The sequence below is a fragment of the Mycobacterium sp. ACS1612 genome (assembly GCF_001667505.1).
GTDB lineage: Bacteria > Actinomycetota > Actinomycetes > Mycobacteriales > Mycobacteriaceae > Mycobacterium.
In genome coordinates, this window is sequence record NZ_LZHZ01000034.1 from 1 (window position 1) to 19,295 (window position 19,295).

General features: G+C 63.0%; 10 protein-coding genes and 1 pseudogene. 4 read left to right on the plus strand and 7 right to left on the minus strand.

Annotated elements, in window-relative coordinates:
* Nucleotides 1-227 (minus strand): hypothetical protein (locus A5724_RS34600; RefSeq protein WP_232004844.1); only part of this gene is annotated, 227 nt, incomplete at its 3' end.
* 393 nt (nucleotides 228-620) lie between these two features.
* Here A5724_RS34600 and A5724_RS14865 point away from each other — a divergent pair.
* Nucleotides 621-3,143, plus strand: coding sequence for a hypothetical protein (locus tag A5724_RS14865; RefSeq protein WP_156752289.1), 2,523 nt, complete (start codon nucleotides 621-623; stop codon nucleotides 3,141-3,143).
* Between the two features lie 473 nt (nucleotides 3,144-3,616).
* Here A5724_RS14865 and A5724_RS33120 read toward each other — a convergent pair.
* From A5724_RS33120 to eccCa, 4 genes and pseudogenes are all read right to left on the minus strand, one after another.
* Nucleotides 3,617-5,002, minus strand: a pseudogene (locus A5724_RS33120) (AAA family ATPase); the annotation flags it as partial.
* A 402-nt stretch (nucleotides 5,003-5,404) separates the two neighbouring features.
* Nucleotides 5,405-6,742, minus strand: coding sequence for a type VII secretion-associated serine protease mycosin (gene mycP, locus A5724_RS14875; RefSeq protein WP_067803170.1), 1,338 nt, complete (start codon nucleotides 6,740-6,742; stop codon nucleotides 5,405-5,407).
* Nucleotides 6,743-6,768: 26 nt separating this feature from the next.
* Nucleotides 6,769-8,262 (minus strand): type VII secretion integral membrane protein EccD, encoded by a 1,494-nt coding sequence (eccD, locus tag A5724_RS14880; protein ID WP_082965033.1) that lies wholly within the window; start codon nucleotides 8,260-8,262, stop codon nucleotides 6,769-6,771.
* Nucleotides 8,259-12,287: a type VII secretion protein EccCa gene (gene eccCa / locus A5724_RS14885; RefSeq protein ID WP_197518663.1), complete on the minus strand. Its 4,029-nt coding sequence runs from the start codon at nucleotides 12,285-12,287 to the stop codon at nucleotides 8,259-8,261. Before eccCa ends, eccD (A5724_RS14880) begins: the two co-directional genes overlap by 4 nt.
* Before the next feature lie 227 nt (nucleotides 12,288-12,514).
* Here eccCa and eccD (A5724_RS14890) point away from each other — a divergent pair, with 227 nt between their 5' ends.
* The gene (eccD, locus tag A5724_RS14890) at nucleotides 12,515-14,005 is read left to right on the plus strand and encodes a type VII secretion integral membrane protein EccD (RefSeq protein WP_067802960.1); all 1,491 of its coding nucleotides are present in this window, start codon (nucleotides 12,515-12,517) and stop codon (nucleotides 14,003-14,005) included.
* A 2-nt stretch (nucleotides 14,006-14,007) separates the two neighbouring features.
* Here the strand turns inward: eccD (A5724_RS14890) and eccB are convergent, their stop codons facing one another.
* A complete protein-coding gene (gene eccB / locus A5724_RS14895; RefSeq protein ID WP_067802963.1) occupies nucleotides 14,008-15,516 on the minus strand; it encodes a type VII secretion protein EccB in 1,509 nt (502 codons plus the stop codon).
* A 241-nt stretch (nucleotides 15,517-15,757) separates the two neighbouring features.
* On the opposite strand from eccB, the gene eccE reads away from it, so the two are divergent.
* Nucleotides 15,758-17,329, plus strand: a complete 1,572-nt coding sequence (gene eccE / locus A5724_RS14900; protein WP_232004855.1) for a type VII secretion protein EccE — start codon at nucleotides 15,758-15,760, stop codon at nucleotides 17,327-17,329.
* A gap of 62 nt (nucleotides 17,330-17,391) precedes the next feature.
* Entirely contained in the window at nucleotides 17,392-18,207 is an 816-nt protein-coding gene (locus A5724_RS14905; RefSeq protein ID WP_156752290.1) for a DUF5336 domain-containing protein, read from the plus strand.
* 9 nt (nucleotides 18,208-18,216) lie between these two features.
* Here the strand turns inward: A5724_RS14905 and A5724_RS14910 are convergent, their stop codons facing one another.
* Nucleotides 18,217-19,203 carry a MinD/ParA family protein gene (locus tag A5724_RS14910; protein WP_232004847.1) on the minus strand — a complete coding sequence of 329 codons (987 nt, stop codon included), beginning with the start codon at nucleotides 19,201-19,203 and terminating at the stop codon, nucleotides 18,217-18,219.
* Nucleotides 19,204-19,295 lie beyond the last annotated feature (92 nt).

A 19,295-nucleotide genomic window follows, 5' to 3' on the forward strand; every position in this document is an offset into this window, starting at 1 on the left:
GGGTGGTGTTGAGTCCGCGCGAGCAGTTCGCCTATCTGCAGCGCCGTGCTGCGGTGCCCAGGGTGGGTTGGCTTCGGCGGGCGGAGTTGTCGGCGGCGGTGCGAGAGGCCGGTTTTCATCGGCTCACCGACGATGAGTTCGCGGGTTTGGTGGCTGCGGTGCGGGATTGGGCGGGTAGCGGTTGGCGGGGCGTGTTCGGGGATACGTTTGCATTGTTGGTGGGTCATGCGATGGGGGTTCAGGTCCACCAAGTCGGTCATCTATCCCCTCAGGCGGGTCCGGAAGGTGCTGAGCGCAGTGTCACTGTGTTCTACAACGGGGACAATCATTACGACGCGTGGGCGCCAGTCCAGTGGTCCGACTCCCTCGGTGCGGTGGGGGTGGCAAACCTGGATTCGGACGAAAGCTCCGCGATTTCGAGAACCGACCCTCGGAACTCGGGTGGGACGGAGCCGTATCGGAGGCGCGAGTCGGCGAGGGTTGGACGTCATGACCATTTGCGGCAACACATTTCGAATCCGCTGGACGAGGCGCTGTCGGGCGACGCCGATCAAGTGGTGCATCCAATGCCGGGGAGTTGGACATTCGGTGATCGGGGCGGATCTGCTGTCGGTGCGTACGTGGGGGCGCGTGATTCGGTGACTGGACCGTCGTCGAACAATCGCGATGTTCGCGAGCGGGCCTTGGGCGCTGGGCATGGGATAATCGACGAAAGTTTCTTCACTACAGCAGATGTCGACGATGGCGGACCGGGATCGGCAGACGCGGATCTCCACTCGGAAGAGCCCGCAATGCCCGGAGCCTATCCGTTGGCGGCGGCGCATCGGTCAAGCGGGCAGGGCTCGGGCGATCGGGATTCATCGGCGTTGGCTTCGGTCGGTGATGTAGAGGCGCAGGAGCCGACGTCGATTGCGCGGTTCCCGGGCACCCTTGCGGGGATGGCCGAGGTGGCCAAGGCGTCCCGGGAGCGTCACATCGACCTCAACGCGATCGCTGCGCTGATCAACAAGCGGCCTTTTGGGCCGCGCGCCCTGCATGCCGGCGAGCAGGTCAGTAGCCACGATGAGGTGGCCAAGGTGTTCGACGGCGACGACGTAACGACTTTCATGCGGGCGGCGGGTTTGAGCGATCACGACATCGACGAGGTGAAGTCGACGAGCTACAAGTCTGGGGTGGTGTATCCGAGCGCTACATTGCTGGGCACTGTCTTGCAGTACGTCGTGGTTCCTGTCATCGGACTGACGCACGGGTCGACTGCCTCGTTCGGGGCCAGTGCGGGTTTCGTGGTGGTCCAGATCGGCAGTGCCGCGGCTGCCCAGCCGGCGGTGATCACCCTTTCCGAGCACCTCGCCAAGGGCAACGGCCCGTTCATTGAGGTCGATAAGGACACCATCAACTACAAAGTGCGGTTGACCCAGGCCGCCCGGGAGGCGCAGGAGGCCAGCGAGACCTACACCCTGAGGGTTGCGGAGTTTCAGCAGCTGACCGACGGGTTGGCGGCTATGTCTCCAACCCAACTCGCGGACTATCTGGCGAGCGTATCGGCCCAGAAGCGTGAGGAGCTGCGGCAAGCCAGTACCGCAGTGACCACCGGCAGGTCGACCGTGCATGCCAAGCAGCAGCAGCTTTTTACCGTCCAGGGCGGGCTGCAGCGGCAGCAGGAGGGCGCGTTTTGGCAGATGCCGGTACGGGTCTTCAGGGCACCGATATCGACGCTGCTAGGCCTGTTCTCCGGTGTTTCATCGCAATCGGCTGCCGATACGGGGTTGCGCGCCCAGACGTTGTCGCCGCTGAATCTCTTCGGGCTCCAGGCCGGGGTCAACATGCTGCTGCAGGGCTTGGGGCATGGCGGGGCCTCATGGGACGAATACAACAAGGTCAGGTTCAAGACTCAGCTCAACGTCATGTACGCCGATCTGTTCAACGACATCGGTCGCGACCAGTGGGGGCGTGGAGAGCCGGTCACCGCGGCCGGGATCGACGCGGGCAAGGTTCGAGGCTTGTTTTCTTCACCGCCCGAGGCCATCGGCAAGGTGGTGCGTAACTTGTACAAAACCGATGTCAAGACGCTGCCTGCCGAGCAGGGTGAAGTTCTGCAACGCGAATTGGACCTGCTGCAAACGGGCCAGTTCGACCAGTTGGACCCCCGGGGTGCGGTCGCGCGAACCATGATCGCTGCCAGCGGCCGTTGGGGTTGGCTGCATGTGGTGGCACGCGAAGCGCTGAGCAAGTACACATGGCCTGAGTTGAAAGCTCAACTCGTACAGCGCTTCAACCAGACCTTTCATGGCGGCGTATTCGGATCAGGAGTGGCCACGTTGTTGCCCCGCGGGGTGGCCGCGCACTTCGGTGGCTCCTCTCACCTCACCACCCCTGCGATCAGTGGATTGGCCGTGGCATCAACCGCTTTGGCCGCCGTCGGGGCTATTTCGCAGTCCAAGAGCACAGTGCAGAAAAACAACAACAAGGAGGGTGAACCCGCCTACAGCCTGAGCAGACAAATCGGGGAGGGCATGAGTGCCGGCTATCTGATGGTTGCGGAAAACCGTCAAGCCACCAGCGCTGGCCAACTAGCCGCTGCAGCCCTGATCGAACACCGAACCACAGCCCAATACGCCCAAGACCTGGTCGACCACCTCGACAACCTCGAACAAACCATAAGACACTTCCAAGAACTCCCATACGCAATCGAAGACCTCCGCGCCGCGGGATTCCATGGCGGCCAGGCGTCACGTGACGAGGCTGCGTCGCATGTTGCAGGCCAAGCCCGTCAACGGGTTTCGAGCACACGACACGACGTTGCGGGACAGCGCCCACCGTCCGCGTCGGAACCGCCGCCGAGTCGCGACGCAGCGAAGACAACCGGCGAAAGCGATGGCCGCAGTTCGGGGGCAAAACAACCCGACCACGGGGGTAGTCGCGAATCAACCAGTGATAGCAACCTCATTGGTGGTCCGGGGCAGCCGGACGGGGCGGGATTAGAGGCATCGTTTGGTCCAAGGGCGTGGATTTCGGAACTGGCGGGTGGCGTGCCGCAACGTATCGCTTTGCCCGTTGCGCGGAGCGTCGAGGCCCTGCGCGATGCGCAGGACGCGCAACTTCGGGATGAGTTCTCCCCGCGGGGACGCCGCTGGTCGCGATGACATCGCCAATTCGATTCCTCGTCGAGCGTATGACGTGAGAGCGAGACCGGCGCGTGTCTCTGCGTGAGCGGCGCCTCAAAGCGCGCCGCCCGACAGGTTCAAGAACGGGCCGCAGCCGTCCACAGACTAAGGATTTAACTTCTGCGACAGCCCAGGACATGAATAGAAGCGAAGCGGGTCACGAGAGCTTCGGTGGTTCACCGCCACCAGAAAGGCATATCCGATGTTACGAAATCTGGATCTGGTTCAGCCGTGCCTAAAGTGACCCGCTCCGGCTGTTCATCGACGACGGCTTCGTCGAGTCTGCGGGTGGCGATTACCTCGACGCCACCAACCCAGCGACGGGCCGGGTGTTCACACAAATTCCGGATGCCTTGGCGCCGACACCGACCGGACCGGACCGCTTCGCGGATGGCCTTCGAAGGGGAGTGGGCCAACGGCGCGCGTCTGCTCCGACGTCGAAGCCCATCGTTTCAGTGAGGGTCGGTTGGTGCGCGCAGCCGCGAAAATTTCTCGGATACGGCGCCGGCGAGGTCCAGAAAGGCCTGCAGTGTGGCCGGTCTAAGCAGACTGAAGTCGAAGTCGGCGCCTTCGGCGAGATGGGGCTCGAACGGAATCACGTGGATCGATCCGCACCGGGTCTCGAAGTGCTCGTAAACCTTGTCGAGTTTCACGGTCGCCGAACTCGGGTGTGACTCGCTGAGCACCACGTGCGCTTCGCGGACCAGATCGGCGTGATCGTGCTGGTCGAGCCAGTCCAATGTGGCGGACGCGCTTCGTGCGGCATCGATCGCCGGCGAACTCACCAACACAATGGCATGCGCCAGATCCAGCACACCGGCCATCGCGGAATGCATGATTCCGGTGCCGCAATCGGTGAGGATGACGTTGTAGTAGCTGCGGAGGATCTCCACCGTGCGTCGGTAGTCTTCTTCACCGAAGATCTCTGCCACCGCGGGATCCTGTTCACTCGCCAGCACCTCGAGCCTGCTCGTCGCCAGTCGGGTGTGATGGCGCACATCGGCGTAGCGCCTGATGCTCGGATCGCGAAGTAGGTCGCGCACGGTCGACATCGTTGACGTGTCCGCCACGCGTTCGGCGAGGGTTCCGCGGTCGGGATTGGCGTCGATCGCGATCACACGATCAGCGCGAACCATCGCCAAAGCCGAGCCCAAACCCAGAGTGGTCGTGGTCTTTCCGACGCCGCCCTTGATGGAGAGCACCGCGATCCGGAAATCGCCTACTATAGGCTGCCGGATCTGCTCGAGCAGGTCCTGAAAGTCACCCTCCTTGCGCGACACACCGGGATTGAGCCGCCCACCGGTGGCTCTGTGCACGAAGCGCCGCCAACCGGATTTCGGTACGTAGTGATCGCGACTGAGGATCTCGGCGTCATCGAGTGACGATGGTTCCTCAAACATCTCCGGCATAGAGAAATCATCGGGAGGCGGATAAGGCTGCGCGCCCGGCTGATGGACGGAGTGGCGACCTCCAGCGAGTGCGTCCCCGGCCTCCCGTGGACCGTATTCGGCGCCCGGTTGCGGCATACGGCGTGGTGAAAGGCCTGGCCAGCCCTGTCCCGGCGGCGGAGGCATCCACGGCGGCGGTCCCTGCCAACCGGGCGGCATGGGAGGCGGAGGCATCATCGGCGGCCAACCTGGTTGTGGCGCTTGCCAACCAACGGGTGGCGGCTGCATCCCGGCCGGCCACCCCGGCCGTGCCGACGCCGCGGGACCGGGTGCTTGCTCGGTGCCGGCCTCTGATTCCTCACCGTCATCCCCGGAGTCGGCGTCGTTCAGTCTTTCGACAAAGTCAGGACTGGCGTGGACGGGCCGGCTCATCGAGGTGCCCGCGGACTGCCACGGGGGCGTTGCCATGCGGCGTGTCGAACGATGCCGACCCCGGGTCTCCGATATCGCGTCATCATCACGCTGCGGCGTCTCAGGAATGATCGATTCGTCGGCTTCGGTGCCAGTGCTATCGGCAACGACCGATTCGCTGGGGTCGAGATCGACCGCCTCGAAACTCAATTCGTCGTCCGCGGCGCGCGGGTACTCGAACTCGGACTGTTCATCCGTGTGGATAGCTTCATCCGGTTCGGCCGGCGGTTCAGCGACCGGCCTGCGCGCCCGTCGCGACGCCATCTGGGCCATCAATCGCGCCGCCCTGCTGTCGATGTCGTCAAGTTCTCGTCGCACGACTTGCGAATCTTCCTCGGGCCACTCATGTGTCGCCACTGTCGTACTCCTTCTCCGCCATCATCATTGAGCCGGTTTCTTGATCACCGCGACGGCGATGGCTGCCAGTGCCACACATGTACTCACTGCGACGAGCACGATATTGCGGAAGCGGGAACTGCTCGGATCCTGCCTCGGCGACCCGGAAATCGGCTGCCCCCCAGGGGGAGCGTCCATGCTGGCCGCGGGCGGTAGCTGATATGTCAACGCCGCGACCGGGTCGACGACGCCGTATCCGGTCTCCGCGTTGGGGCCTGCCTGCGGTGTGTGCGCGGTTCGCTTGATGAGGTTCATCACCTGCGCTGCCGACAGTTCCGGGAACCGGGAGCGAACCAGGGCGACCACTCCGGAGACAAGGGGCGCGGCGAACCCCGTGCCATTGAGCGGCACCATCCCGCCCTTTCCGTCTGGGAAGGCGTTGACAAGCCCGACACCGTTGGGGTCCAGCGAGGAAACTTTCTCCCCCGGCGCGGCGACATCGACCCACGGGCCATGGAGGGAGAACTCACTGGGCCTGGCATCGGGCGTAACAGCACCGACGGCGAGAACATAGTCGCCGAACCACGCGGGGCTGGCGATGGTGCGCGCCGTGCGCCAACCGTCTGCGAGGGGAAGGTTCGGATCGCGGACTTCATTTTGCGCGCTGCACAATCCTTCGGAGGCGAGATCGCCTGTGGCGGCGACGACGACGACATTCCTCTCGAACGCGTAACGCACGGCTTGGCCGACTGCGGCGTCATCCATACCAGCGCCGACCGCTGCGCAAGCCACGTCGGAAATGTTGATGACCGTCGCCCCCAGATCGACGGCATGCACTATCGCCAGCGCAAGCGTCTGCGTACTGCCGTAGCCAGGCGAGGTGGCGTTCGGGTCATTCTGCCGCGCACCGGTTCCCTGCGCCCCGTAGGCGCCGCTGGCCTGCCGGATCGACAGAATGGTGGCGTCGGGTGCCACTCCTGCGAACGCATCGTCGGTGCTTGGGGCCGCGGCGATGAGTCCGGCTACCAGCGTGCCGTGCGCGTCGCAGTCCACCAACCCGTTCGACGCTGACACGTAGTCGCCGCCGGGCTGAAGTCCTGGAAGCCGGGGATTCGGCATCACTCCAGTGTCGATGACCGCGACCTTCTGCCCGGCGCCGCGCGAAAAACGCCATGCCGCCTTGTAATCGAGCAGTGTGTCGGCAATCGTCCGGTTTCTGAATTGGGTATTCGGGAACACCGTCCCCATCCCGCAAACCGCCTTCTGCTCGGTCGGTCCCGGGGGGGCTACCGGACCAGCCGGGGGTGGACCCGGGGGTACCTGGGGAGGCTCGATCGCCACCGCGCACGCGGGCGCCATCGCCCCGCCTACGACGAGCAGCATGACGAGCAGCAGCGATACCCAGCGCGTCACGAGATGCCCAAACCTGCGAAAGCGCCCACCGCCCAGAGAGCCAACGGAATCACGGCGGCCGTCGCGAGATACGTCATGTAATCAACGGCTTGCCGAGTCCGCCTGGCCAATCGCTCGGTCGGCGGCTTCACCGCGATGAAGGCGGATGCGACCGTCGAGACGAGCAGAACCGCGAACGCGACAGGCGGCATGGGCTGACGACCCGACTGAGCAACCGCACAAGTCATCACGGTGACGGCGAAGGCGGGTACTGCCAGGGCCGCCCGCTCGACCGCCGTCGTGGCCCGTTGAGCGTAGATCCCCAGTGCTGCCGCGCAGGCCGAAGTGAACGCCACACTCGGCCAGTCGGTTTGAGGCGACGACGTCAGGATGGTTGAAGCCCCGACAACGGCAGAGCTGGCCAGGCCGGCATAGATTCCTGCGCGAGTCAAGGTTGTCGTCCGCACGCGCTCCCAAACATTCGTCGTAACCGCAGGTGAGTCTGCAACGGCCTGTTCGGGTACGTCCTGTTCGTCTGGCAAGAAGGGGTCAGCGGACTGTCGATTGCCTCGCGGCTCGCCGACCGATGGGCCGAGACGTGCTGATCGCGTTTTCAGCATGGGCACGGCAAGGCAGCTCAGCGTGGCGATGGCCGCGGTCGCAGCGCCGACGACGGGCGCACCCACACCGACGGCGTGCGCGGCAAGCGCCCCTGAACTGGCTGCGAAGAACAGGCCGGCACCGAGGTAGCCCCAGTGGCCAGTGCCGATCGCCCTGAACACCGCATAGCAGACACCCACCATGCCCGCGCTGCCAGCCGCCAACCCGTAACCGCCGACCCCCGACAGTCCAGCCCAGACGACACCGGAGAATATCGGGATCGAAGCCCATCCCATCGCTGCTCCGACGTCCGACCGCCCGTACGAACGGCATGCCAATGCGCCGACGCCAACCAAGGCGACGGCCACCACGACCGAGAGACCTACCAAAGCTGGACGATTCGGGCGCAGCGCCCGAGCGACCAGAAAATACACCCACATTGCGGATGCCAGGTAGACACCGGCGAAAGCCATCCATCGCGCGGCCGTAGCGTTCCAACTCGGATATCCAGTTTTGTTCAAACGGGCGGCCGCATCCACGACATCGTCGTAGAGCGTGGGCGCTGACAGGGCCCGCTCAGATGTCAGACGCAGCAGCTCACCGTCTACAATTTTCTCCTGGCGCAGGGTATTTGACAGTTGCAGGGGCGTTCGTTCCCGAAGGCGGATCAGCGACCAGACGATCCGATTGGCGTCTTTGGGGAATTCTCTCTCGGAGACAGGGGCGTCGATTGTTTCGCGAGACCGCACCAGCCTCATCAGGTCCGGCAAGAGGAGGCCGATTGGCACATCCTGCGGCAGCGAAACGTCCACCTGGGTACGAGCGCCCAACACGGACAGGCGCACTCGATCCGGGACAGCGGAGACTGTCCGGGAATCGTTCAGGTCGACCACTTCTCGTATGCCAGTCATTGGTCGGGCATGTAGCTGAGTTGAATCACGTCACTTGCCAAGGTCCGGGAGATGAGCATGCCGCGTCCGACAGGCATTGGTTGAGCTCGATAGCCGAAGATCGACCCTTCTTCCTTCGATCCATTCATCACCAGGCCGTTGCACGAAAGATCCTTGAGTCGCCCGATGATTGGATCCATCAAAGCCCGTCCTGCACCGCCGATTCGGCGGGCGATGACCACGCGTAAGCCGATATCCCGCGCCTGTGGGAGGTATTCGATCAACGGCTGAAGCGGGTTGCTGAGCGAGCCTCCGGAAACCAAGTCATAGTCATCGATCAACACATACAGATCCGGCCCGCTCCACCACGATCTTTCCTTGAGCTGCTGCTGTGTGATGTCGCTCGGTGGGAGGCGCCCCTTCAACGCTTCTGCGAGCGAGGTCATCAGTTCGGTGCATGACGGTGCTGCGGTGGCGTAGCCGCCGAGATAGTCGTTGTCCACGACTCCAAGTAGGGTGCGGCGAAAGTCGACCAGGATGATCTTGCAGTCTTGCGAGGAGTTGTTCTCCATCAAGCCGGCGGTGATGTTGCGCAGCAGGCCGGTCTTGCCGCATTCGGTGTCACCGAACACCACCAGGTGGGGTTGGATGTCAAAATCGATCACCACAGGCGCCAGATCCGCCTCACCGATGCCGATCGCGACCTTCGCGCTTCCGATGGTGCCCGACTCGCGGGCAGTCTCGACGACGACGGTCCGGTCGACCTTGTGTGGCAGCATCCTGACAGGCGCTGCTCGGCGGTCACCATATTTCTCTCGCACCGCCTCGCAGGCGGCCGCCACACCCGTCGGGAGACTCTCGATATCGGAATTCGAATCCAGGCGCGGTAACCCGATCAGGATGTGCAGATGTTGTGGGTTCATTCCGCGGCCGGGCCGTCCGACGGGGACGAGTTCGGCGAACCTACGCCCGATTTCGCTGTCGATGGGGTCTCCCATCCGCAGCTCGATACGGCTACCGAGCATGTCTTTCACCGCGGGGCGAATCTCCATCCAGCGACTGGCCGTCACAGCGAGGTGGATGCCATAGGAGAGGCCACCGATAGCGATAGCCTGCAACGCGGGCTCGAGCATGTCGAAATCACTTTTGATCGATGCCCATCCGTCGACGACCAGCACGACATCGCCGAACCTGTCCTCGCTCAACGGGTCTCGGGCCGCCTCGTCCGGTGGCATCGTGGCCAACCTGGCCTTGCGCTGACGGAAGTCGCGCATCGATTCGATCGCCAGGTCGCGAAATCGGAGTTCACGTTCGCGCATCAGGCCGGTGACCTCGGCCACGGTTCGACGAATCCTGTCAGCATCCATACGTCCGGCGACACTGCCGACGTGGGGCAGGTTCGTCAGGCTGGCGAGCGTACCGCCACCGAAGTCCAGGCAGTAGAACTGTAGCTGTTCGGGCGTGTGGGTAGCGGCCGCAGCCATGATCAGTGTTCGAATCGTGGTGGACTTACCCGACTGCGGACCTCCGACTACCGCGACGTTGCCACTGGCCCCGGACAGATCGACCATCAGCACATCTCGACGCTGATCGTACGGGCGATCGACCACGCCGATCGGAAGTCGCAAACCCCAGTTGAGAATGTCTTGATTCTGCCAATTTTCCTCCGGCAGGAGAGAATTGACTGCCGGGCTGGCATCCAGCGGCGGCAACCACACTTCATGGGCACCCCTGCCGTGTCCGCGTAACCGACCGGCAACCACATCGAGCAGCGTGGTCTTTGTCGGTGAAGACGAGACCTCGGGCTCTTCGACCTCGTCGTCGTCGATGGTCGGCACGACCGGTGCGGAATCCTTTTCTACAGGAGTGGCGGTGAACAGTTTGGGCGCCAAAACACCTAACTGCGAGGTCCGGCCCGTACGCGGCGCCACCCTGGGTTTGACGTACTCCCCGGAGACGTAGGACGCGTTGAAGCGGATGGGTTCGTCGGCGTCACATTTCAAAAATGCGGAGCCAGGAATGCTCGGCAAGTGGTATGCATCAGGAACGCCGAGCACGCTGCGGGACTCGCCGGCTGAGAAAGTCTTGAGGCCTATCCGGTACGACAGATGCGAGTCGAGACCGCGGAGCTTGCCCTCCTCCAGCCGTTGGGACGCAAGCAACAGATGGATGTGCAGTGAGCGGCCGAGCCTGCCGATCATGACGAACAGCTCAGCGAAATCAGGCTTTTGCGAAAGCAACTCGGAAAACTCGTCGACGACAATGAAAAGTGCGGGAAGAGGATCCAGGGCCGCCCCGTTGGCGCGAGCACGTTCGTACTCGGTCACGTTCGGAAAGTTGCCCGCCGCGCGCAGCAGCTCCTGTCGGCGGTTCATTTCACCCGCGAGTGCGTCCCGCATACGGTCGACCATCGTCAACTCGTCTTCGAGGTTGGTGATGATCGCGGCGATGTGGGGCACACCTTCCAAACCGAGGAACGTCGCGCCACCCTTGAAATCGACCAGCACCAGGTTCAGCATCTCCGGTGAATGTGACGTGATCATCGCCAACACCAGGGTGCGGAGAAACTCTGACTTCCCCGAGCCGGTCGCTCCGATGCACAGACCGTGCGGACCCATGCCGCCCTCAGCCGATTCCTTGATATCCAGTTCCAGGGGCTGACCGGACGGGGTGTAGCCGACCGGGACCCGCAGCCGGCTACGCGGGCTGGGTTTGCGCCATACTGTCTCAGGAACGATCTCGGCAGCATCGGGGATCTTCAGCAACGCCATCAAACCTGGATCACTGGCGCGGGTTTCAGATTCCAGGTTCATGATATGCGCGGCACCACCGGGACGAAAACGACTGAAGGCCCGTGCGGTCGCCTCGGCCTCGACAAGTGTCATGCGATCAGGGCTGGCGAAACGCTCGGTACCCGCAGCGGTGCGTGCCCCGATGTCATCGCCTTCGACCACGAGTTGGAGACCGCGGCCCGCCGCTGTGGCCGCCGGCGTGCCATTGAGATCGAGGACTGTGACGCTGTCCAATCCCGCGTCGGTGACGAGTCGTTCGCTGCCGGTGACGTAACCGTCGTCGATGACGACGACGAGTTGCTTGACTCCCTGCGTCGGCTGGGCGTTGCGGGCGAACCGGCCGCGTTCGGCGAGATCCGCTGCCAACGAATTCTCCAGTAGCTCCAGCGATGGGTAGAGCATGCGCATAGTCCCGCAACCGTCCTGCGTCGACGCGTGCTGAGCGTGTGGCAGCCACTTGACCCAATTCCAACTCTCCCCGTCGGGGTCTGCCGTCACCAGCGCGACCTGGAGGTGGTCCGGACCGTGAAATGCGCACAGCTCCAGAATCATCGACCGAACCAGTTGCTGACTCAGGTCACGGTCACCGTTGAGCCAGATCGCTGGAAACGCACGTAGTGACACCGCCGTAGGAAGGGCATGGACCACCGAATGTGCCGTGACGAACCGCCGTAATGCGACGGTCGATACTGGCTCCAAGTCTTCCGGTGGACCGGTCTCAGGCGCCATGAGCCGGGTAGCGAGCCGATGAGTCCCGACGCCGACCCGGACATGGCAGAAGTCGTGGTCCGTCGGTCGGCGCTCCCACATTCGGCGGGTCGCCGCTACTTCGATCAGGGTTCGTGGATCTGGGTGGCTCCACTCCAGGGCCGCGCGTTGCGCTTCGGCGGTGTCGTTGGCGTCGCTACGCAAGGTGGCCAAGTAGCTGAAGAAATCCTTGCGCTCTTCGTCCAGTTCGGCTGCGGCTTTGCCGCCTCTGCCACCGCCTTGGGCGAACATACCTGCCAGGGACATCACCATCATCATGGGGAAGATGAGAAAAGTGGGGTTACGCGTGACGTCGCGGCCTCCCACCGTGAGCATCAGAGCGACCATGCCGACGACGGCGACCAGCATGACAATCGGCAACAACTTGCCCAAGAGGTTGCCCGGAATGATGCGCGGCACTTCGGGAGGAGATTGCAGCGTTACTTCGCCACCGGGCATGCGTGGCGGTGCTACTCGAAGCCGCCGGGCGAATCCCTGCCTAGCCAAGGCGCCTCCCGCGTTGATGTGGACTTCGATGTCGAACCGATATGGCCCTCCGCATCAAATGCAAACTCATTCGACTGCGCGAGTGGTCGATCACAGAAATGTGATCCTGGTCATACTTGCGATGTAACACGGAGATGCGCCCGCGTGCATCCCTCATCGCCGAACGGTCAACTCGGACAACGGTACTGTCGCATCGTGGCAATTGCGAAGAGGATGGGCGAGGTCTGGTGACGGCACCCGCAGCCCGCCCGGGAATTGATGCCGAGCCCGATGACGAACTCGAGTTGAGCAGGATCACCGTTCTGGTAGGGGGGGTGCTGGTCGACGTCGGGGTGCCATCGCGGGTGCGTATCTCGGCAGTCGTCAACGATGTCATCGATCTGGCAAACCAGCAGCTGGCCGCGCGGGAAGATGAGCCTGAGTTCGAGAATGCCGAAGGCCGAATGACTTTCGCCCGATTGACCGGAGCCGCGCTCGACCCTGGTCGGTCCCTCGCCGAACTGGGCGTATACGACGGTGAGCTGTTGGTCATTCACGAGATCGGCGCGAATGAATCGTCGGTTCTCATTGACGAATTGAAAGGCACGGCGAGTGCTGCCGACCGCCACTTGCAGTGTTTCACCGGAAACGGTTGGACGGCGGGATGGTTCGCACTCGGCATCGCGTTATCCGTCGCAGCGGCGGTACTACTGCCACGCGTCGCGGTCGCGTCCGTGGCGGGTATTTCCAGCGCCGCGATCGCCGCTCTCCTCGTCGCGCTCGGTTGTGTTGCTGCAGCATGCATCATTCCGTACCGATCCGGTAATTCCGGTGTTGCGGCCCTGCTCGCAGGCATTTCGCTACCGTTGAGCTTCGGGGGGGTACTGGACATCTTGCCCGGTGGACATGAGTTGCAAGCACTCCCGATGGCCTTTGCCGTTGTGGCCCTTGTTGCGCTTGTTCAGCTATTGATCACCGGTCGGGGCCGAACGCTGTACAGCGGAGTGATCGCCGTAGCGCTTCTCGGCGGATCGGGCGCCTTGGCGCATGGGGTGTTCGGAGTGAGCGGGCGCTCGGTTGCGGTGGTCCTGACGACCGCTTCGGTGATCGTCGTCTATTTGGCACCAAGGGTCACCATCTTGCTGTCCAGCGTGCCTGTACCTCGGGTTCCGACGGCCGGTGAACCTCTGGGCGATATCGAAACCCAAGGCGGCACGGCCGTGGAGGGGGTGAGTGCGATCGGCAAGCAGGTAATTCCCAACGAAGAGGCGATGACCGACCGGGTGTGGCAGGCGACGGAGTATCTGACCGGGATCATGGCTGCGGCTGGGCTGACGGCGGCTGCGGGTTGTTATCTCGTGGCGGATGTCGACAACGGCTTCTATTGGCAGGGAACAGCGTTCGCGTTCGCTGTCGCAACGGTGTTGTGTCTGCGTGGGCGTAGCCACCACGGGCTGGTTCAGTCGGCCGCGCTGATCGGATGTGGTTTGGCGGTTCCATTGTCGGTAATCGCCAAGACGGCCACATTCGTGACCAGTTGGCAGGTCAACGCCGCGGTGACGTTGATTGCCCTGACCGTTGTCGTCGTCCTTTGCGGCATCGTCGCGCCCGCTCTGGACTTCTCGCCGACGATTCGGCGCCGTGTCGAGATCGCTGAATACATCGCGGTTGGTTTGGTGTTTCCTTTGGCTTGCTGGATTCTCGGTGTGTACGCGTACTTCCGAGGTCTACGTATCTGATGTCAGCTCGCCGGGACCACAACCTTCGCTCCGCCAGGGTCAGCCGGCATCCCGTCATGGGCGATCATCGCAGCTTCCTGCGACAGCTTTGGCCCCGCGGGCAACAGGGACAACACCGGCCACGGAGCGGCCTGGGGAGCGTCGTTCTCCCCGGGTCTGCGAACTCCGACGACACCGAGCGTCGCCGCGGTGGGGAGATCGCTGATCTGGTAACGCAGACCGACGTCACTGACGTAGAACAGCTGGCCTGCGGCACGGCTATCCGGCGCGTCGCCGGTTGCCTGAACGAACTCTCCCGTGCCAGGCTTCACGTACACATTGTCGAGCCGTGGACCGCTGCCGTCTGCGGATGCCAACTTCACGGGTTCGGCATCGCTCGGTATCGGAAGACGGTGACCTACCACGAGGCGGCTATCCGCTTCAGCGGCGGAGCTGCCTCGTAGCCATGACATGCACACCACCTCATTGGATTCCGGTCGAACGAAGCTCAGTGAGGTGGTGGGGTAATGATCAACCGGCAACAAGTGCACGATGGGGGCGGCGCTGATAACCGTAGGAGCGACGTTCATCGGCCCTGCAGTGCTGGCCGAACGTGGGTCACCGTACCGAATGATGTCCGCTGTAGCTTCGGAAACAGGCTGCAATCCGGTCTGTAGTACGACATACGTGTGGCTGCCACGCGAATCGACGGTTTTCAACAGCGAACCGACTGGATACATGGACGGAAGGTAGTCTGTGGGCACGCCGGTTCCCTGAATCTGGATCGGCACAATCGGGTCGACCATCGGGAATGAGTTCAGCAGGCCCGGCGACATTTCACGGACCTCGCCGTCATCGAGTTGCAAAGCGCCTCGCAAGACTGGATCGGCCGGATTGATCGGGGCGCGCACTCCGTTGTAGAGGAGGTACACCGTGCCACCACCGCTCGTCGCGAGGACAGCTTGGTCGGGTGATGCGGCATGCATATCGTTGCCGAGTACAGGGTCGTTGGCCAAGACCGTTGTCTCGATGCCGGGATCGCCGGCCTGGGGGTCACCGGATGGCTGGCGTGTGGTGTCGCAAACCGTCCACGAGGACATCGACATGTCGTCTCCGCCGTCGATATTGTTCGGAGCTCCGACGATGCCGACGGTAGGGCCGAGGGGGACGGTGTTGAGAAACTTGTCATCGACCTGCTGTGGAGGATCGGCCTTTCCGGCGACCAATCGTGCCGATGCCAGGTTGAGCGCAGGGTGCAGATGGTCGCCGATCCGCACGAAGAGGCCGCCGTTGGTCTTGCTCGTCATGATCGCCGAATGGCCGAAATCAGGGGCGGGCTTGAAGAATGCAAGTATTGTCGCACCACCCGCAACGAGCATCGAGATGACCACCCCCACGAGAAGCGCGCGAATCTGACCGCGCATCGGGTCATGAATCATCCGCGAGTCACCCCGGATGAGTGCATGTTCCAGTCGACGGATGAGAAAACGGTACCCGTTGACCTGTGCGCGCGTTGTCACTTGCGCTGGCATGCTTGCCCCCTATCGACGTCCGATGGATGGACACGGCCACAATCAGCGTAACTGTTAGTAGGCAGGTGAAAACTCACCCGAATGAACGATATGCATTTCCGACCGCGAAAGGGCGGTAGCGTTGACTCGTCGTGGAAGTGCCCGGCTTCTAACGTCTTCCGCGTCTGCGGCATCTCCTGGATTTTCTAAGACGGCCGCCATCCTTCCGCAGCGCGCGGTACCGATCGCCGGTCTTCTCGCGTTGGAATGTCTTGGAACCAGTGGACTGGCGATTGCGTTGTCGCTTGGCCGGCGCGGGTGGTACGGCGTCGTAGCCGGCATCTGCGTGGCGTTGACCTTTGTGCTGCGTGTCCGCGGCCGGACAATCGCGACGCTGCTAGTGAGCCGGTTTCGCTTCTGGTGGACACGGCGCCAGCGCACCCACACGGCGCAACACTTCGAGCCGTTCGACTTCCAGCTCAGCGACGGGTCGTTGATGGGGTTTCATTGGGACGGCAGGGTTCTCACGGCGTCGATGCGCATACAGGAGAAGCCACACGCCCTGACTGTGATGGATCGAGCGGGAATAGTGTCCGGCGAGGTGATATCGGTGCGGATGCTCGCGGACTGCCTCCGGCAGTTCGACATAACACTCGATTCCATCGACATCATCAGTCAGGGAGCCAGATCGCGCGGCCACGGCCAGCTCGCTGCGACCTACGATGCGCTGCTGGGGCCGCTGCCCGCCATCGCGGTCCGGTCGGTGTTGGTGACGGTGCGGCTGGACCCGACGCTGTGCCCGGAAGCAGTGCGCAATCGTGGCGGTGGATGGGACGGCATCCTACGAACTGCGGTCATCGCCACCAGGCGGGTGGCGAACAAGCTTTCGGACACCGGGCTTCGACCTCAGATTCTCCCGGCACGCGAGGTGAGCCTGGCCACGGATGAACTACTAGACGGATTGGGGCTTGCCGCTCTCGAAGAGAAGTGGTTGGTTTGTCGGAGGGGGCGGTTCCAGGTTCGCTCGTTCGCCCTCAGGCCGGCGTTGTTCACAACAGCAGGTCTGGCTCGCTTATGGGCGGTGCCGAGTTACTCAACAACCCTGTGTGTTTCGCTACGCCGGGATGAACACAGCGGTTTCGTCGCACTTCGTGGGCTGACGCGGTTCAGCAGGCATGGACGAGTTCGAGTGCCGTTGCGAGGACTCAGTGAATTGCGGGGCGCACAGTATGCGGCACTGGTGTGCAGTCTGCCAGTGCCGTCGCCGCGACGATCTATCCAACAATGGTTCGTCGGCAAGACCGAGGACGCAGTCGAAGGCCTTGTGTTGCCCGCCTATGGATGCGGTCAGTTGCTGGGTGCCGACGAGCACGACCGAGCGGTTGCGCTGACGCTGTTCGGGCCGAATATCGGCCGCGTGGAGATGTACGGCACGTTGCATCTGGCGCAGCAGGTGGTGTTGCGAGCGTTAGCGCTTGGCGCTCGAATTCGGGTTCACACCAACCGAATAGACGGATGGTCTGCGATGGTCAGGCAGGTCGGCGACGAGAGTTTCCTGCGAATCGGTGCCGGCGGCCGCAGCGCCTCGTCTGAATATTCGGTGGAGATGTTCGACGGCGTCGCTGAACACTCTGTCAGGCCCGGGGTCACCACGATGGTCATCAATCCATCGCAGGCCAGACCGTCACAGCAGCCAGATGTCACCATGCGTCTGCTGGACGAGGACCGCGACACTGTGCACGTCGAGACAAACTCCGGATCTACCATAGTGACTATGGTCACGACTGACGACGAAATGCGTTATTTGCGACCATCATTCACCATGGGTGATTGAGATCTTGTTCTTGCTCGCAAGTATATCCGGGCGGGAATCACGCGGACGATCAGGGAGCAGCCATGTCAGCAGATCTAAATCACACACATAATCCCGACTACGGTATGCCGGCCGACAGCTACAACTGGTACGCGCCCTCGGTCGAAGGTTCCACCGAAGCGACGAACCGGGTCGGCCGTTCGTTGTGGGGAATCGTAGCCATCTTTGGCGCGGCCACCTTCGGGGTCAGTGTCGGCTCACCTTTGGGCACAGGGTTTTTGGTCCGCCTGGCCGTGCTCGCAGCGGTGATTGCCGCCGTCGGACTACTGCCGCGGCAACCCGGCCGGGGTTGGATCGTGGTGGCCTTCGCGGTCACCGGCTTCCTTGACGCTCTGGCCACCTGGCTTTCGGCGAGCAATTCGGGTTGGATGCTGCCCGTAATTGCCGTTCTCAACGCGTTGCAATCCTTGGCCGCGGTGGGAGCGCTACTCAGCGAGACGGGCACGATCCGCTCGCGGGAGGAAAGCACGCAGACGTATTCGGCGTATGCCGATTTCGTCGCTGCCTATCAGGGCTATGTGGCCCACTACCAACAGGCGCCCACGCAGTACTACGCGTCCGGGCAGGCGGAGCCTGCTGCCCACGCCGGGGCGGAACAATCGGCTGAGCGCTTCTCCGACGCAGATCAGAAGGCAGAGGCGTTGCGCGCCAAATACGCCCAGTACGACCCACTCTCCGCTGAAGCGACCGGCGCCGGTGGGTTACGCGATGGATCGATATCGCAGACACCTGGCGATCCTCGTGTGCCAGGGGCGATCCGCGCGAAGCCGAGAAATCACGCTCAGCGTCGTCAGCAGGGACGCTCCGACGGGAGGTCATCGACAGAGCCGGGCCGCTGACTTCCGGAATCAGTGAAGGCCAGTATCGCTGTCGCCGAACGCACCCGCCACTGACGAGGCAAGGGTCATGTACGCCTGACGCGCTTTCCGGCTGATCAGCTCGAGTGAGATCTCGCCGCCTTCTGCGAGGTGACCGTCGTAGGGAATGACGACGACCGACCGGACACGCTCCTGAAAGTAGCCTGCCATCTTGTCGATGTTGATCGACGCCCCGCCTGGGCGAGCTGAACTGACAACGACTGATGCCGTAGAGGCCAGTCGGGCGTGCCCGTGATGCCGCAGCCAGTCGAGTGTCGCCAGCGCACTACGTGCAGAGTCCACCGCGGGTGCCGCGACCACAACCAGCGCGTCAGCGGTGTCGAGGACGCCGTTCATCGCCGAATGCGTCAGCCCCGTACCGCAGTCGGTCAGGATAATGTTGTAGAAGCGGTCAAGGATCTTGTGGACAGCAAGGTAGTCGGTTTCCGAGAATGCTTCAGAAACCGCAGGATCGCGCTCCGAGGCGAGTAACTCGAGCCGACTGGAACTCTGCGACGTATGCCTGCGGATGTCGGAGTAGCGATCGATGTGTTGATCAGCGAGCAGATCACGGACTGTCGAACGAGTTTCATTCGGCCCTCGCTGAGCAAGCGTACCGAAGTCCGGGTTGGCGTCTACCGCGATCACGCGGTCACCTCTCCAAGAGGCGAACGTGGCTCCCAATCCGATTGTCGTCGTTGTCTTACCCACTCCACCCTTGAGCGACATCACGGCGATGCATTTCGCTCCGCCACCATGTCTGTTGGTTCGGTCGGCGAAAGACACGTCGATCGGCTCTGACGTCGACGATGGCATGGTGCCACCGCTGAGGTTCTTAAGCGTCTTACGCCAGCGCTGGCGTGCGAGCGGCTTCGAACGGCGTTGCAGGCCCAGTTCCTTCGCCGTGGGCGTGTTCAGCAGTTGCTGCCAGTTTGGCGTACCAGGTTCTGTCGTGGTGAAGCTTGTGTCGGCTGGCACCGAGGTCGTCGACGGCGTTGGACGCAGTGCGCGGATGGGCCTCGTGATCGGCTCACTTGACACGTCGGCTTCTTCGAAAATGCTCATACGGC

Bases quoted from the DNA above. Each gene is read 5' to 3' on its own strand.
- mycP (WP_067803170.1), bottom strand. From the start codon at position 6,742: ATGCTGCTCGTCGTAGGCGGGGCGATGGCGCCCGCGTGCGCGGTGGCG.
- eccD (WP_082965033.1), bottom strand. From the start codon at position 8,262: ATGACTGGCATACGAGAAGTGGTCGACCTGAACGATTCCCGGACAGTC.
- eccB (WP_067802963.1), bottom strand. From the start codon at position 15,516: ATGCCAGCGCAAGTGACAACGCGCGCACAGGTCAACGGGTACCGTTTT.
- A5724_RS14905 (WP_156752290.1), top strand. From the start codon at position 17,392: ATGTCAGCAGATCTAAATCACACACATAATCCCGACTACGGTATGCCG.